General features: G+C 71.9%; 17 protein-coding genes. 13 read left to right on the top strand and 4 right to left on the bottom strand.

Annotated elements, in window-relative coordinates; translation table 11 throughout:
• The 8 genes from AC2VNT_RS05185 to AC2VNT_RS05150 all read left to right on the top strand — a co-directional run.
• Nucleotides 1–135 (top strand): NlpC/P60 family protein (locus tag AC2VNT_RS05185; protein WP_486945835.1); only part of this gene is annotated, 135 nt, incomplete at its 5' end.
• A gap of 9 nt (nt 136–144) precedes the next feature.
• Entirely contained in the window at nt 145–843 is a 699-nt protein-coding gene (ripB, locus tag AC2VNT_RS05180; RefSeq protein WP_486945832.1) for an NlpC/P60 family peptidoglycan endopeptidase RipB, read from the top strand.
• A gap of 122 nt (nt 844–965) precedes the next feature.
• Entirely contained in the window at nt 966–2,078 is a 1,113-nt protein-coding gene (moxR1, locus tag AC2VNT_RS05175) for a chaperone MoxR1 (protein ID WP_486945831.1), read from the top strand.
• 47 nt (nt 2,079–2,125) lie between these two features.
• Nucleotides 2,126–3,034, top strand: coding sequence for a DUF58 domain-containing protein (locus tag AC2VNT_RS05170; RefSeq protein ID WP_486945834.1), 909 nt, complete (start codon nt 2,126–2,128; stop codon nt 3,032–3,034).
• A 52-nt stretch (nt 3,035–3,086) separates the two neighbouring features.
• Nucleotides 3,087–4,094, top strand: coding sequence for a VWA domain-containing protein (locus AC2VNT_RS05165; RefSeq protein ID WP_486945830.1), 1,008 nt, complete (start codon nt 3,087–3,089; stop codon nt 4,092–4,094).
• 88 nt (nt 4,095–4,182) lie between these two features.
• Nucleotides 4,183–4,935, top strand: coding sequence for a 3-oxoacyl-ACP reductase FabG1 (gene fabG1, locus AC2VNT_RS05160; RefSeq protein ID WP_486945829.1), 753 nt, complete (start codon nt 4,183–4,185; stop codon nt 4,933–4,935).
• 25 nt (nt 4,936–4,960) lie between these two features.
• Nucleotides 4,961–5,770 (top strand): NADH-dependent enoyl-ACP reductase InhA, encoded by an 810-nt coding sequence (gene inhA, locus AC2VNT_RS05155; RefSeq protein WP_486945828.1) that lies wholly within the window; start codon nt 4,961–4,963, stop codon nt 5,768–5,770.
• 11 nt (nt 5,771–5,781) lie between these two features.
• Complete coding sequence (locus AC2VNT_RS05150; RefSeq protein ID WP_486945827.1) at nt 5,782–6,840, top strand: ferrochelatase; 1,059 nt, start codon at nt 5,782–5,784, stop codon at nt 6,838–6,840.
• On the opposite strand, the gene AC2VNT_RS05145 is transcribed toward AC2VNT_RS05150, so the two are convergent.
• Nucleotides 6,812–7,660 (bottom strand): hypothetical protein, encoded by an 849-nt coding sequence (locus tag AC2VNT_RS05145; protein ID WP_486945833.1) that lies wholly within the window; start codon nt 7,658–7,660, stop codon nt 6,812–6,814. The two genes, AC2VNT_RS05150 and AC2VNT_RS05145, sit on opposite strands and share 29 nt — an antisense overlap.
• Before the next feature lie 59 nt (nt 7,661–7,719).
• Here AC2VNT_RS05145 and AC2VNT_RS05140 point away from each other — a divergent pair, with 59 nt between their 5' ends.
• The 3 genes from AC2VNT_RS05140 to AC2VNT_RS05130 are packed head-to-tail and all read left to right on the top strand — an operon-like array spanning nt 7,720 to nt 9,687.
• Nucleotides 7,720–8,154, top strand: a complete 435-nt coding sequence (locus AC2VNT_RS05140; RefSeq protein ID WP_486945826.1) for an NfeD family protein — start codon at nt 7,720–7,722, stop codon at nt 8,152–8,154.
• Nucleotides 8,155–8,176: 22 nt separating this feature from the next.
• Nucleotides 8,177–9,325 carry an SPFH domain-containing protein gene (locus AC2VNT_RS05135; protein WP_486945825.1) on the top strand — a complete coding sequence of 383 codons (1,149 nt, stop codon included), beginning with the start codon at nt 8,177–8,179 and terminating at the stop codon, nt 9,323–9,325.
• On the top strand, nt 9,322–9,687 hold the full coding sequence (locus AC2VNT_RS05130; RefSeq protein WP_486945824.1) for a DoxX family protein: 366 nt from the start codon (nt 9,322–9,324) through the stop codon (nt 9,685–9,687). The genes AC2VNT_RS05135 and AC2VNT_RS05130 overlap by 4 nt, the downstream gene beginning before the upstream one ends.
• A 51-nt stretch (nt 9,688–9,738) precedes the next feature.
• On the opposite strand, the gene AC2VNT_RS05125 is transcribed toward AC2VNT_RS05130, so the two are convergent.
• The 3 genes from AC2VNT_RS05125 to AC2VNT_RS05115 all read right to left on the bottom strand — a co-directional run bounded on the left by AC2VNT_RS05125 (nt 9,739) and on the right by AC2VNT_RS05115 (nt 12,262).
• Nucleotides 9,739–10,416: an MIP/aquaporin family protein gene (locus tag AC2VNT_RS05125; protein WP_486945823.1), complete on the bottom strand. Its 678-nt coding sequence runs from the start codon at nt 10,414–10,416 to the stop codon at nt 9,739–9,741.
• 158 nt (nt 10,417–10,574) lie between these two features.
• Nucleotides 10,575–11,186: a hypothetical protein gene (locus AC2VNT_RS05120; RefSeq protein ID WP_486945822.1), complete on the bottom strand. Its 612-nt coding sequence runs from the start codon at nt 11,184–11,186 to the stop codon at nt 10,575–10,577.
• Nucleotides 11,187–11,503: 317 nt separating this feature from the next.
• A complete protein-coding gene (locus AC2VNT_RS05115; protein ID WP_486945821.1) occupies nt 11,504–12,262 on the bottom strand; it encodes a TVP38/TMEM64 family protein in 759 nt (252 codons plus the stop codon).
• Between the two features lie 133 nt (nt 12,263–12,395).
• On the opposite strand from AC2VNT_RS05115, the gene mutA reads away from it, so the two are divergent.
• Both mutA and AC2VNT_RS05105 read left to right on the top strand, forming a co-directional pair.
• The gene (gene mutA / locus AC2VNT_RS05110) at nt 12,396–14,324 is read left to right on the top strand and encodes a methylmalonyl-CoA mutase small subunit (RefSeq protein ID WP_486945820.1); all 1,929 of its coding nucleotides are present in this window, start codon (nt 12,396–12,398) and stop codon (nt 14,322–14,324) included.
• Nucleotides 14,325–14,329: 5 nt separating this feature from the next.
• Nucleotides 14,330–14,740: methylmalonyl-CoA mutase family protein (locus AC2VNT_RS05105; protein WP_486945819.1), on the top strand; the 411-nt coding region annotated here is incomplete at its 3' end.

Below are 14,740 nucleotides of genomic sequence, written 5' to 3'. Positions count from 1 at the left end.
GGCAGCCAGCACGTGGCGCTGTACCTGGGCAAGGGGCAGATGCTGGAGGCGCCCGACGTCGGCCAGACGGTGAAGATATCCCCGGTCCGCAAGGGTGGCATGACCCCGTACCTGATCCGTTACATCGAGTACTGACGGGAAGTCATGCGCGACAACATTTCCCGCATCCACCAAGCGCTTGCTGTGCTGCTGGCGACGGTGGGCGTCGCCGTCTCCCTGGCCGGCCCGGCGACCGCCGAGGGGGAGTGGGATCCCGCCCTGCCGCAGGTGCTGAGCGCCGGGGCGCCGGGCGACCCGGTTGCCGTGGCCAACGCGTCGCTGCAGGCCACCGCGCAGGCCACCCAGACCACGATGGATCTGGGTCGCCAGTTCCTCGGCGGGCTGGGCATCAACGTCGGCAACTCCGACGTCAGCGTCTCGCCGGGGCAGCGGGTGCATGGCAAGCAGGCGATCGAGTACGTCATCCGGCGCGCCGGCTCGCAGCTGGGTGTGCCGTACTCCTGGGGCGGCGGCTCGCTGACCGGGCCGAGCACCGGCGTCGACTCCGGCGCCCACACGGTGGGCTTCGACTGCTCGGGCCTGATGCGCTACGCGTTCGCCGGCGTCGGGGTGCTCATCCCGCGATTCTCCGGCGACCAGTACACCGCCGGCCGGCACATCCCGCGCAACCAGGCGCGCCGCGGTGACCTGCTGTTCTGGGGGCCCGGCGGTGGCCAGCACGTCGCGATGTATCTCGGGCAGGGCAAGATGCTGGAGGCCGGCGGCACCGCCAACAAGGTCGTCATCAGCCAGGTGCGCAAAGACGGGCTGACGCCGTTCCTGACCCGGATCATCGAGTACTGACCCGAGGTCGCGTCGACGGAATCCGGGACGCCTGGAATAGTGAAACCGGGCACCCGCTGCCCCGCGGCCGCCGGTCGCGTAGCAGTCGTGCCCGACCGATATAGCTTGTGGAGGATTGTCGAATGACGCCATCAGATGGGACCCCCGTGAACGCCGGACCCGAGGGGGCTCCGGCCGGCAGCAACGGGCTGCCCGCCGAGGTGCACGCGCTGGAGCGGGCCGTCTTCGAGGTGAAGCGGATCATCGTCGGGCAGGACCGGCTCGTTGAGCGGATTCTGGTCGGGCTGCTGGCCAAGGGGCACGTGCTGCTCGAAGGTGTGCCGGGGGTGGCCAAGACGCTGGCGGTGGAGACGTTCGCCCGGGTGGTCGGCGGCGCGTTCGCCCGCATCCAGTTCACCCCCGACCTGGTGCCCACCGACATCATCGGCACCCGCATCTACCGGCAGGGCCGGGAGGAGTTCGACACCGAACTCGGCCCGGTGATGGTCAACTTCCTGCTCGCCGACGAGATCAACCGGGCCCCGGCCAAGGTGCAGTCGGCGTTGCTGGAGGTGATGCAGGAGCGCAAGGTGTCCATCGGCGGCAAGACCTTCCCGCTGCCCAACCCGTTCCTGGTGATGGCCACCCAGAACCCGATCGAGCACGAGGGCGTCTACCCGCTGCCGGAGGCCCAGCGGGACCGGTTCCTGTTCAAGATCAACGTCGACTATCCGTCGTCGGAGGAAGAGCGCGAGATCATCTACCGGATGGGCGTCAAGCCCCCGGAGCCCAAGCAGATCCTCGACCCGGGCGATCTGCTGCGGCTGCAGGAGCTGGCGGCCAACAACTTCGTGCACCACGCGCTGGTCGACTACGTGGTGCGGGTCGTCGCGGCCACCCGCACCCCGGAACAGTTCGGCATGCCCGACGTCAAGGGCTGGCTCGGCTTCGGCGCCTCGCCACGCGCGTCGCTGGGCATCATCGCGGCATCGCGCGCGCTGGCGCTGGTGCGCGGTCGCGACTATGTGATCCCGCAGGACGTCATCGAGGTCATCCCGGACGTGATGCGGCACCGGCTGGTGCTGTCCTACGACGCGCTGGCCGACGAGATCACCCCGGACATCGTGATCAACCGGGTGCTGCAGACCGTCCCGCTGCCGCAGGTCAACGCCGTGCCGCAGCATCAGCCGCCGGCCGGGCCGTCGGTGCCGCCGGTGCCCCCGCCGACCCCGGCAGCGGCGGCTAGCGGTCAGTGACCGATCCCGGCACCCGGCCGGAGCCGGGTACTGCCCCGCCGCCGTCGATGTCGCGCGGCGGAATCCGCGACCCCCGGCTGGCGGCGGCGCTGCGCAATCTGGAGCTGGCGGTCCGGCGCAAGCTGGACGGCGTGCTGCACGGCGACCACCTCGGCCTGATCCCCGGTCCCGGCTCCGAACCCGGCGAGTCGCGGGCCTATCAGCCCGGCGACGACGTGCGCCGGATGGACTGGTCGGTCACCGCGCGCACCACTCATCCGCACGTCCGGCAGATGATCGCCGACCGGGAGTTGGAGACCTGGCTGGTGGTCGACGCGTCGGCGAGCATGGACTTCGGGACCGCCGCCTGCGAGAAGCGCGACCTGGCGGTGGCCGCGGCGGCGGCGATCACCTACCTCAACAGCGGCGGCGGCAACCGGCTCGGCGCGCTGATCGCCAACGGTGAGCAGATCGTCCGGGTGCCGGCCCGCTCCGGCCGGATGCACGAGCAGACCCTGCTGCGCACCATCGCCACCACACCGCGGGCCGCGTTGGGGGTGCGCGGGGATCTGGCGCAGGCCATCGACGCGCTGCGCCGGCCGGAGCGCCGGCGCGGGATGGCGGTGATCATCAGCGACTTCCTCGGCCCGATCAACTGGATGCGCCCGCTGCGGGCGATCGCCGCCCGGCACGAGGTGCTCGGCGTCGAGGTGCTCGACCCGCGCGACGTGGAGCTGCCGGAGGTCGGTGACGTGGTGCTGCAGGACACCGAGTCCGGCGTCACCCGCGAGTTCACCATCAACGCCCAGCTGCGCGACGACTTCGCCCGGGCCGCCGCGGCGCACCGCAGTGACGTCGCCCGGGCGCTGCGCAGCTGCGGCACGCCGTTGCTGGCGCTGCGCACCGATCGGGACTGGATCGTCGACATCGTCCGATTCGTCGAATCACGCCGGCGCGGGGCGCTGGCCGGGGTGTAGCGATGCCGGAACCCCACCGCCGAGAAATCCATACCGAAGAGACAGGCCTGCGATGACACTGCCGTTCCTCGGGCCGATGACGCTGACCGATTTCGCGCACCCGTGGTTCTTTCTGTTCCTGCTGGTCGTCGGTGGGCTGGCCGCCCTGTACGGGTACACGCAGCGGGCCCGTCACCGGCGGTTCCTGCGCTTCGCCAACATGGAGCTGCTGGAGCGGGTGGCGCCGAAGATGCCCGGCCGGTGGCGCCACCTGTCGGCCGTGCTGCTGCTGGCGTCGCTGGTGTTGTTCACCGTCGCGATGGCCGGCCCGACCCACGACGTGAAGGTGCCGCGCAACCGTGCGGTGGTGATGCTGGTGATCGACGTCTCCCAGTCGATGCGCGCCACCGACGTCGCACCCAGCCGGCTGGCCGCCGCGCAGGAGGCGGCCAAGCACTTCGCCGACGAGCTGACCCCGGGCATCAACCTGGGGCTGGTCGCCTACGCCGGCACCGCGACCGTGCTGGCCCAGCCGACCACCAACCACGACGCCACCAAGGCGGCGATCGACAAGCTGCAGCTGGCCGACCGAACCGCGACCGGGGAGGGCATCTTCACCGCACTGCAGGCCATCGCCACCGTGGCCGCGGTGATCGGCGGCGGTGACGAGACGCCGCCGAGCCGCATCGTGCTGCTCTCCGACGGCAAGGAGACCGTGCCGACCAACCCGGACAACCCCAAGGGCGCGTTCACCGCGGCGCGCACCGCCAAGCAGCAGGGTGTGCCGGTGTCGACCATCTCGTTCGGCACCGCGCATGGCTACGTCGAGATCAACGACCAGCGCCAGGAGGTGCCGGTCGACGACGAGTCGCTGCAGAAGATCGCCGAGCTGTCCGGCGGCACCGCCTACACCGCGTCCAGCCTGCAGCAGCTCAACGAGGTCTACTCGACGCTGCAGGATCAGATCGGCTACGAGAAGATCCGCGGTGACGCCAGCGGTGGCTGGCTGCGACTGGGTGCGCTGGTGCTCGCGCTGGCCGCTCTGGCGGCGCTGTTGCTCAACCGGCGACTCCCCGGCTGACCAGTGCTCCGGACATCACGGCCAACGGCAAGCCGTAGACCGCGACCTCGGGCGCGGTGTCGGCGCGTCGGTCGGCTAAGTTTGCCGGGTGACTGACACTCAGACAGCCGCAGCAAACCACGCCAGGCCCCCGTTCGTGTCCCGGTCGGTCCTGGTCACCGGCGGGAACCGGGGGATCGGGCTGGCGATCGCGCAGCGTCTGGCCGCCGACGGACACAAGGTGGCGGTGACCCACCGCGGCTCCGGGGCGCCGGACGGGCTGTTCGGGGTCGACTGCGACGTCACCGACACCGCGGCCGTCGACGCGGCGTTCACCGCCGTCGAGGAGCACCAGGGGCCGGTCGAGGTGCTGGTCGCCAACGCCGGCGTCGCCGCCGACGCGTTCCTGATGCGGATGACCGTGGAGAAGTTCCAGACGGTGATCGACGCGAACCTGACCGGCGCGTTCCGGGTGGCGCAGCGCGCGTCCCGCGCCATGCAGAAGAAGCGGTTCGGCCGGATGATCTTCATCGGCTCGGTCTCCGGCACCTGGGGCATCGGCAACCAGGCCAACTACGCGGCGTCGAAGGCCGGGCTGATCGGGATGGCCCGCTCGATCTCCCGCGAACTCTCCAAGGCCGGGGTCACCGCCAACGTGGTGGCCCCGGGCTACATCGACACCGACATGACCCGCGGGCTCGACGAGCGCATCCAGGAGGGCGCGCTGGAGTTCATCCCGGCGAAGCGGATCGGCACCGCCGACGAGGTCGCCGGGGTGGTCAGCTTCCTGGCGTCGGAGGACGCCAGCTACATCTGCGGTGCGGTGATCCCGGTCGACGGCGGCATGGGCATGGGCCACTGACGGCCCCCGAGGTAAAGGACTTCATATGGCAGGGCTTCTCGAAGGCAAACGGATCCTGGTCACCGGGATCATCACCGACTCGTCGATCGCGTTCCACATCGCCCGGGTAGCCCAGGAGGCCGGCGCCGAGCTGGTCTGCACCGGCTTCGACCGGATGCGGCTGATCCAGCGCATCGTGGATCGGCTGCCGAGCCCGGCTCCGCTGCTCGAGCTCGACGTGCAGGACGAGAAGCACCTGGACACGCTGGCCGACCGGATCACCGAGGTGATCGGCGAGGGAAACAGGCTCGACGGTGTGGTGCACTCGATCGGCTTCATGCCGCAGACCGGGATGGGCCTCAACCCGTTCTTCGACGCGCCGTACCAGGACGTCGCCAAGGGCATCCACATCTCGGCCTACTCGTATGCCTCGCTGGCCAAGGCGACGCTGCCGATCATGAACCGCGGCGGATCCATCGTCGGCATGGACTTCGACCCCACCCGGGCGATGCCGGCCTACAACTGGATGACGGTGGCCAAGAGCGCCCTGGAGTCGGTGAACCGGTTCGTCGCCCGCGAGGCCGGTCCGCACGGGGTGCGCTCGAATCTCGTTGCCGCCGGGCCGATCCGGACTCTGGCGATGAGCGCCATCGTCGGCGGGGCGCTCGGCGACGAAGCGGGCGCGCAGATCAAGCTGATCGAGGAGGGCTGGGATCACCGCGCCCCGGTCGGCTGGGACATGAAGGATCCGACTCCGGTGGCCAAGACGGTCTGCGCGGTGCTCTCCGATTGGCTGCCGGCCACCACCGGGACGGTGATCTACGCCGACGGCGGGGCGCACACCCAGTTGGTGTAGCCGGAGTCCGGATGGACCTAGACGCGGTCCTGCTGCTCTCCTTCGGTGGCCCGGAGGGGCCAGAACAGGTGCGGCCGTTCCTGGCGAACGTGACCCGCGGGCGTGGCGTGCCGCCGGAGCGCCTCGACGCGGTCGCCGAGCACTACCTGCACCTCGGCGGGGTGTCGCCGATCAACGCGATCAACCGGGCACTCGCCGATGAGCTGCGTGCCGAGCTGCCGGGGTTGCCGGTGTATTTCGGCAACCGCAACTGGGAGCCGTACGTCGAGGACGCGGTCGCGACGATGGCCGCCGACGGGGTGCGTCGGGCCGCGGTCTTCCCCACCTCGGCGTGGGGCGGGTACTCCGGGTGCGAGCAGTACGCCGAGGACATCGCCCGGGCCCGGCGGACGGTCGGGGCGCGGGCCCCCGAACTGGTCAAGCTGCGCCAGTACTTCGACCATCCGCTGTTCGTGGCGATGTTCGCCGAGGCGATCGGCTCCGCCGCCGCCATCCTGCCCGCCGGGCTGCGCGACACCGCCCGGCTGGTGTTCACCGCCCACTCGGTGCCGGTGGCCGCCGACCAGCGGTACTGCCCGCGGCTCTACAGTCGCCAGGTCGGCTACGCCGCTCGGCTGGTGGCCGCCGCGGCCGGCTACGCCGAATACGACCAGGTCTGGCAGTCGCGCTCCGGCCCGCCGCAGGCCCGCTGGCTGGAGCCCGATGTCGGCGACCACCTGGCGACGCTGGCCGGCGCCGGGGTGTCCGCGGTGATCGTCTGCCCGATCGGTTTCGTCAGCGACAACGTCGAGGTGCTCTGGGACTTAGACCACGAACTCGGTTCGTGGGCGCAGGCGGCCGGGATCGGCTTCGCCCGGGCGCACACCCCGAACGCCGATCCGCGATTCGCCCGGCTGGCTCGGCAGTTGGTGGACGAACTGCGCTACGGCCGGGGCCCGGACCGGGTCGTCGGGCCGGACCCGGTGCCCGGCTGCGGGTTCAGCGTCGACGGGGCGCCCTGCGGGCCGCCGCACTGCGCCGCCGAGGCGGTGCTGCCGGCGGTCAGTCCGGCCAGGCCGAGCGCAGAATAGCGGCGATCGCGGCCGCTCGCGCCGAGCGCACCGCGACCGCCAGCGGCTGCAGCGCCGCGTCGGTGCGCTGCACCTCGGCGGCCGACCGATCGGCGATCAACCCGGAGCAGGCGGTGACGATGGCGTCGACGTGGGCCGCGCTCTCCAGCACCCGCACCGCGCGGATCGGGGCGTGGTCTGGCACCCGGTGGTGTCGCGTCGAATCCAGCACCTGCTCGACGAGCCGACGCGGATTGGCGGCGCCGCCGTGCGAGCCGGTGCCCGCCAGGGCGTCGGCGGCGGACCGCACCGCCGACCGCATCGCGTACTCGGCCTCGCCGAGGTCGTGCTGATCGACGGTCGGCATGCCCGCCAGCCGATGAGCCGTCCAGAGCAGTGCCGCGGCCGGCTCGGCGGTGGTGTCGGTGTCGACGAATTCCGGCACCAGGCCGACCGCCGACGATCCGTCGGCGTCGGCGACGATCACCGCTTCGCCCCCCGCGAGGGCATCGTGTTCGAACCGGGTGCCGGCCGGCAGTCCGCGTACGTCGCCGGGGACCGGGAAGACCGGGTGGATCAGCCGTGGTCGCCGGGCACCGTCCGCGGCGCAGGGCCGGCGACCCGGCGTCGCGGCCCGCAGCGTCTGCAGCAGTGCGGTCGCGCCGTCAGCGCGACCCTCGGGCCACGCCGGGGCGTCGCCGCCGGCGCCGACGATGTCGTACATGCTCACCGATTGCGTTGGCGCCCAATGCGATAGCGCATCAAGAACATCGTCGGGCGCGGCATGTCCGGCGAGCCAGGCGTTGGCCCACACGGAGAGTGTTGCGCTCGGACACCACATGATGCTGGCAGTGTAGTTGCTCAACCGCGGGCTGCGCGGCCCTCCGATATCCTGGCGGCATGCCCGCTGCCCTGATCTGGTTCGTCGCCGCGCTAGGGCTTATCGGCGCCGAGGCACTCACCGGCGATCTGTCCCTGCTGATGTTCGGCGGGGGTGCGCTGTCGGCGGCTGCGACCAGCTGGCTGTTCGACTGGCCGGTCTGGTCCGACGGGCTGGTGTTCCTGATCGTCTCGGTGCTGCTGCTGGTGCTGGTCCGGCCGGCGCTGCGCCGCAGGCTTGCGGCGACTGCGGTGCCGGAGAGCGGGATTCAGGCGCTGGAGGGCAAGAATGCGGTGGTGCTGGAGCAGGTGACCCAGGGCGGCGGCCGGGTGAAGCTGGACGGCGAGGTGTGGACGGCGCGGGCGCTCAACCCCGGCGACAGCTATGCGCCCGGCAAGTTGGTGACCGTGCTGCGCATCGACGGCGCCACCGCGGTGGTGTGGGAGAACGTCTGAGGATCTGAAGAGAGGAGCCGTCGTGGAGGGTGCCGCTACCGGCCTGGTGCTGCTGGCCGTGCTGGTGATTTTCGCGATCGTCGTGGTCGCCAAGTCGATCGCGCTGATCCCGCAGGCGGAGGCGGCGGTGATCGAGCGCCTGGGTCATTACAGCCGGACGGTGACCGGGCAGCTGACGCTGCTGGTGCCGTTCATCGACCGGGTCCGGGCCCGGATCGACCTGCGCGAGCGGGTGGTGTCGTTCCCGCCGCAGCCGGTGATCACCGAGGACAACCTGACCCTGGCCATCGACACGGTGGTCTACTTCCAGGTCACCAATCCGCAGGCCGCGGTCTACCAGATCAGCAACTACATCGTCGGCGTCGAACAGCTGACCACCACCACGCTGCGCAACGTGGTCGGCGGCATGACGCTGGAGCAGACCTTCACCTCACGCGACCAGATCAACCGGCAGCTGCGCGGCGTGCTCGACGACGCCACCGGACGCTGGGGGCTGCGGGTGGCCCGGGTGGAGCTGCGCAGCATCGACCCGCCGCCGTCGATCCAGGCGGCGATGGAGAAGCAGATGAAGGCCGACCGGGAGAAGCGGGCGATGATCCTGACCGCCGAGGGTCAGCGGGAGTCGGCGATCAAGCAGGCCGAGGGCCAGAAGCAGGCCCAGATCCTGGAGGCCGAGGGCGCCAAGCAGGCGGCGATCCTGAGCGCGGAGGCGGAGCGGCAGTCGCGGATGCTGCGTGCGCAGGGGGAGCGGGCCGCCGCCTACCTGCAGGCGCAGGGCCAGGCCAAGGCCATCGAGAAGACGGTCGCCGCGATCCAGGCCGGCCGGCCCACCCCGGAGCTGCTCGCCTACCAGTACCTGCAGGTGCTGCCGGAGATGGCCCGGGGCGGGGCGAACAAGGTGTGGGTGGTGCCCAGCGACTTCGGCACCGCGCTGCAGGGCTTCACCAAGCTGCTGGGCGCCCCGGACGCCGACGGCGTCTTCCGGTACCAGCCCTCACCGGTGGAGCAGGATCTGCCGCGGCCCGAGGACGACGCCGCCGAGGTCGCCGACTGGTTCACCACCCAGACCGACCCGGCGCTGGCCCAGGCGGTGGCCAAAGCCGAGGCCGACGCCCGCAAGCCGGTCGACGCAGTGGCGCCGCCGCCGGAGCTTGGCGCCGGTCCTCGGTGAGGGTGCTGACGTCCCGCTGGACCTACGCCGCGCTGGGCGCCTTCGAGGCCGGGGACGCGGTGGCGTCGGCGATCCCGATCCGGTATGTCGCCCGGCAGATGGAGACGCTGGGCGTGCCGCTGCGGCTGCGCTGGCTGGTGCCGGTGGCGAAGGGCGCCACCGCGCTCGGGCTGCTCTCGGTGTTCTTCTCGCCGCGGCTGGCCCGGCTGGCCCGGCTGACTACGGCGGCGTTGACGCTGTATTTCACCGGGGCGATCGCGATGCACGTCCGGGTGCGCAACAAGCCGGCGAACGTCACCGCCCCGGCGGCGTTGCTGGTCATCTTCGCGGCGATGACGATTCGGGGGCCGGACACGGAATAGCCGGGTAGGCGACGATGCCACCTACCCGGCCATCCGGCTTCCCCTATTTATCTAGCCGGTGTGTGCGTGGTGTTCCTCGAGTGTGGTCACCTTGTAGGCCACCGCGGCGAGGATTCCGCCGAGCACCTCGGCGACCCAGTAGACCCAGGCGAACTTCCAGGCGAACAGCCCCGGCAGCAGCAGGCCGAAGGTGATCGCCGGGTTGAACGAGGCGCCGGAGATGCTGCCGACCGCCACCACGCCGACGGTGACGATGAACCCGATCGCCAGGCCGTAGAAGCTGTTGCCGGCGTTCTTCTTGGCGGTGGCCGTCTGCAGGACGATGTAGCACAGCGCGAAGGTGAACACCAGCTCGGCGATGAACGCCGGCCAGACCGAGGCAGTGAGGTCGACGACCGGGGTGTGAAACTGGTAGCGACGGCTCCACAGGCCGAACCCGGCCCCGAAAGCCGCCAGCGCGCCGAGCAGCTGCGCGACGACGTAGGGCGCCAAGTCCTTCGGCGGCAGCGCACCGCGCAGGTAGGCGGCGATCGAGACCGCCGGGTTCAGGTGGCCGCCGGAGATGTGGCCGCTGGCATACACCATCACCATCAAGGCGGCGCCGATGCCGATGGCGGTCGACGCGGTGTCGGCACCGGCCGCCACGATGCCGATCACCGAGAAGGTGAAGACGAACGTCCCGATGAACTCGGTCACGTACTTGCGTATCGCGACGTCTTGATCAGCCATTGATCCGGTCCTCTCAGCGTGCGCAAACGGGACGAGTCCCGTCGTGTCAGGGTGTGACACTGCTCAGACTGTAACCGGGTTGAGCACCACCGACGGTGACTATTTGGCCTCAGCACCGTAACCATCCGGTAGGGCGGCTTCGGTTGCCGCCCCGGCTTTTACGTCCCGATCGATCCTGGGATCACGGGCGCGGTCGAGGCGTCGGGTTCCGGTGCGGCCGGGGCGGGTAACCAGGGCAGCCAGGGCGCGGCGGGTGCCGGCTGTTCAACCGGCGCGCCTGGTGCCGTCGGAACATCCGGAACCGCTTGCGTGGCAGGGAGTCCCGGCAGCCCAGCGGAGTCCGCGGCGATCGGCCCGGGTGCGGCCGGTGCGGCCGGTGCCGGGAGCCAGGGCAGCCAGGGGGCGGCGGGTGCTTCCGGGGCGACTGCGGCGGGTGCGTCCGGTGCGGCGACGCCGGGGGCGGCCGCGGGTGCGGCTTCGGTGGTGTCGGCGGGTGCGGGGAGCCAGGGCAGCCAGGGGGTGGGTGCGGCGGCGGGTGCGTCCGGTGCGGCGACGCCGGGGGCGGCCGCGGGTGCGGCTTCGGCGGTGTCGGGTGCGATCGCCGGCGCCACCGGTCCGGGCAGCCCGGGCACCACGGGTGCCGGGATGTCGGAGCTCGGATCGGCGGTCGCCGAGCCGGTTCCCAGGACTAGCATTGCGGCACCGACGGCCAGCCCGGCAACACCGCTCAGCGGGTTGACGCGCACACGTTGCTTATTCTCAGCGTTCATGGGCTTCCAATGTCTCGGGGGCAGCAGGCCCACAGCATAAACCGGACGCTTTGCTTTTGGGAAAGTGCGACGGAAAGTTGACGTTCGTCCAATGGAGAGTTCAGGAGGAGTCGATGCCGCTCTCAACCGCACTCACTGAATTGCTGGGCATCGAACACCCGGTGGTCTCGGCGCCGTTGCCGGGGGCGCGCTGGCGGCGGCGGTGAGCCGGGCGGGCGAGCCACCGGGCGACGATGACCCTGGTGCGGCCGCCGAGGCGCTCTCCGAACCGCGGGCCCGCGGTCTGCCCGCCGCGGCCACCGGTGACGGCTGAGGCGTCAGCGGGGGAGAGCCGGCTCTGGCGGCGCTGCGGCACCGGTGGCCGGGACTCGGTGACGGCGATGGCTGCGCACCTCGTAGACCAGCAACGCCACCCCGACCGCGGCGGTGGCCAGCGACACCAGAAACAGCAGCGGGCTGCCGTCGCCGGTGAGCGCGTTGCCGAGCAGCACCACCGCGGCGGTTCCGGGGAGCAGGCCGACCACGGTGGCCACCGTGTACGGCAGCGGCCGGACCTTGGAAGCTCCGGCGGCGTAGTTGATCACCGAGAACGGCACCGCCGGAATGAGCCGCAGCGAAACCACCGCCGGCCCACCGCGATACCGCAGCCGATCGTCCAGCGACGTCACACCCGGATGACGCACCAGTCGGTTCAACTGCCAGCCGAAGGCCCGCATCAGCAGCAGGGCCAGCAGCGCACTGAGCGTGCTGGCGACCACCGCCAGCACGACACCCAGCCACGGCCCGAACAGCAGCCCGGCGGCCAGGGTGAACACCGTGCGGGGAAACGGCAGCACGGTGACCAGCGCGTGCGCGACCAGAAAGGCCAGCGGAACCCACGTACCGGTGGCTGCGGCCCAGTCCCGCAGCTGAACGGCGGTGGGCACCCGGACCAGCACCGCGAGGGCGATCAGCAGGATCAGCGCCGTCGCCGTTGCCGCCAGCCGCCACACCGATACCGGTCGCAGTGTCGTCGCCACCGCTGGCCACACCCCGCGCAACGGCCGGACGATCTCGCGGATGGCGGGCCTGCTCACGCTGGTCGAGACTACGGCTTGATCGTTAACGGCGGGCGTCAGCCGGATGGCGATTCGCCCGCCGAATCCGCGTCCGGCCACCTGCCGCGCTCGGCGCCGACCCGGATCAATTAGCCTGATCACCGACGAATCCATGCCACATGCTGCGAGTACAGGAGCCTCGGTGTCGGTGACGCTACCCGCTGATCTGGAACAGGCGCGCGCACGCTGGCGCACCGCGGTCGCCCAGGTGTTGGCCAAGACCTCACGCCGGGACCCGGCCGACCTCGGCGCCGAGCCGGAACGGCTCCTGGACACCCCGGTGGAACGCCCGGCCGGGCCGCACGAGCCGGACGGATTCGCGATCCGGCCGCTCTACACCGCCCTGGACGCGCTGCCGGAACGGCCGCTGCCCGGCGAGTGGCCCTACGTCCGGGGCGCCGACGCGCTGCGCGACGTCAACGCCGGATGGAAGGTCGCCGAGCTGTTCCCGGCCGGCGGGCCGGCGGGCACGGAGTCGGCCGCTGCAACCAACGACGCGATCCTGGCCGCGCTGGCCGAGGGGGCCAGCGCGCTGGCGCTGCGGATCGGGCCCGGCGGGGTGGCGCCGGCCGACATCGGCCGAGTCTTCGCCGGCGTCTACCTGCAGCTGGCCCCGGTGATCCTGCACGGCGTGACCGCCGGCGACTACACCGCCGCCGCCGACGGGCTGCTGGCGCTGGTCGATCGCATCGCCGAGGCGGACCGCCGGACCCTCTCGGTGGACCTGGGTGCCGACCCGCTGATCGCGGCGCTCGCCGACCGTCCGGCCCCGCCGATCGACGAGGTGACCGCCGTCGCCGTCCGCGCGGTCGGCTACCCGGGTGTCCGGGCGATCACCGTCGACGGCCCGGCGCTGCACGAGGCGGGTGCCACCGCGGCCTGGGAGCTGGCCGGTTGCCTGGCGGCGGCGGTGGCCTATCTGCGGGTGCTGGTCGATGCCGGCCTGCCGGTCGCGGCCGCGCTGCGGCAGATCGGCTTCCGGCTCACCGCCGACGACGACCAGTTCATGACGATCGCCAAGATCCGGGCCGGCCGGCTGCTGTGGGCCCGGGTGGCCGAGGTCGGCGGTGACCCGGCCGCCGGGGCGGCCGTGGTGCACGCCGAGACGTCGATGGCGATGATGACCCGGCGCGACCCGTGGGTGAACATGCTGCGCGGCACGGTGGCCGCGTTCGGGGCCGGGGTGGGCGGCGCGGACAGCGTGCTGGTCTGGCCGTTCGACGCCGCCATCCCGGGCGGGCTGCCCGGCACCTCGGCCGGCTTCACCCGGCGGATCGCGCGCAACACCCAGCTGCTGCTGCTGGAGGAGTCCAATCTGGGCCGGGTGCTCGACCCGGCCGGCGGGTCCTGGTTCGTCGAAGACCTCACCGACGAGCTGGCCGGCCAAGCCTGGCGGCACTTCCAGGACCTCGAAGCGCGGGCGGCCCGCGGCGGCTTCGCCGAGGCGCGCGGCTACCTGGCCGACCGGATCACGGCGGTCGCCGCGGCCCGCGCCGAGGACATCGCGCACCGCCGGGTGGCGATCACCGGGGTCAACGAGTACCCCAACCTCGCCGAGGCGCCGCTGCCGCAGCCGCAGCCGGCCACCGCAATCCGGCGCTACGCCGCGGAGTTCGAGGCGCTGCGTGACCGCTCGGATGTCTTCCTGGAGCGCACCGGGGCCCGCCCGCGGGTGCTGCTGCTGCCGCTGGGCCCGACGGCCGAACACACCATCCGTGCCACGTTCGCCAGCAACCTGCTGGCATCCGGCGGCATCGAAACGGTCGACCCGGGCCCCCTCGCCGACGCCGGGGCGGTGGCCGGCGCGGTGTCGGCGGCCGGTTCGCCGAGCGTGGCGGTGCTCTGCGGCACCGACGCGCGCTACGCCGACGAAGCCTCCGGGCTGCTCGCCGCGGCGCGTGCCGCCGGGATCACCCGGATCTATCTCGCCGGTCCCGCCACGTCCGTTGCCGACACCGACCCGCAGCCGGACGGCTACCTCACCGCGAAGATCGACGCGGTGCATGCGCTGGCCGACCTACTCACCCGATTGGGGGCCTGAGCACGATGACCACGGGCACGTCGTCCGGAACCATCGGCAGCTTCGCCGACGTCCCGCTGCGCGCGGGGGCCGAGCCGGCCGCGGCGCCCTCTGCGGCCGCCGTCGCCGAGCACGTCGCCGCGGCGGCCGCCGCGCACGGCTACACCCCCGAGCAGCTGGACTGGCACACCCCGGAGGGCATCGAGGTCAGACCGGTCTACACCGCCGCCGACCGGGATGCGGCGGTGGCCGACGGCTACCCGCTGGACACCTTCCCCGGTGCGGCGCCGTTCATCCGCGGGCCGTACCCGACGATGTACGTCAACCAGCCGTGGACGATCCGCCAGTACGCCGGCTTCTCCACCGCCGCCGAGTCCAACGCCTTCTACCGACGCAACCTGGCTGCCGGGCAGAAGGGCCTGTCGGTCGCCTTCGAC

The organism is Mycobacterium sp. TH-M15, assembly GCF_057473705.1.
This window is presented reverse-complemented; position numbering and strand designations above follow the sequence as displayed.

Coding starts and splice junctions, on each gene's coding strand:
- ripB (WP_486945832.1), top strand. CDS start 145: ATGCGCGACAACATTTCCCGCATCCACCAAGCGCTTGCTGTGCTGCTG.
- moxR1 (WP_486945831.1), top strand. CDS start 966: ATGACGCCATCAGATGGGACCCCCGTGAACGCCGGACCCGAGGGGGCT.
- AC2VNT_RS05170 (WP_486945834.1), top strand. CDS start 2,126: ATGTCGCGCGGCGGAATCCGCGACCCCCGGCTGGCGGCGGCGCTGCGC.
- AC2VNT_RS05165 (WP_486945830.1), top strand. CDS start 3,087: ATGACACTGCCGTTCCTCGGGCCGATGACGCTGACCGATTTCGCGCAC.
- inhA (WP_486945828.1), top strand. CDS start 4,961: ATGGCAGGGCTTCTCGAAGGCAAACGGATCCTGGTCACCGGGATCATC.
- AC2VNT_RS05150 (WP_486945827.1), top strand. CDS start 5,782: ATGGACCTAGACGCGGTCCTGCTGCTCTCCTTCGGTGGCCCGGAGGGG.
- AC2VNT_RS05145 (WP_486945833.1), bottom strand. CDS start 7,660: ATGTGGTGTCCGAGCGCAACACTCTCCGTGTGGGCCAACGCCTGGCTC.
- AC2VNT_RS05140 (WP_486945826.1), top strand. CDS start 7,720: ATGCCCGCTGCCCTGATCTGGTTCGTCGCCGCGCTAGGGCTTATCGGC.
- AC2VNT_RS05125 (WP_486945823.1), bottom strand. CDS start 10,416: ATGGCTGATCAAGACGTCGCGATACGCAAGTACGTGACCGAGTTCATC.
- AC2VNT_RS05120 (WP_486945822.1), bottom strand. CDS start 11,186: ATGAACGCTGAGAATAAGCAACGTGTGCGCGTCAACCCGCTGAGCGGT.
- mutA (WP_486945820.1), top strand. CDS start 12,396: ATGCCACATGCTGCGAGTACAGGAGCCTCGGTGTCGGTGACGCTACCC.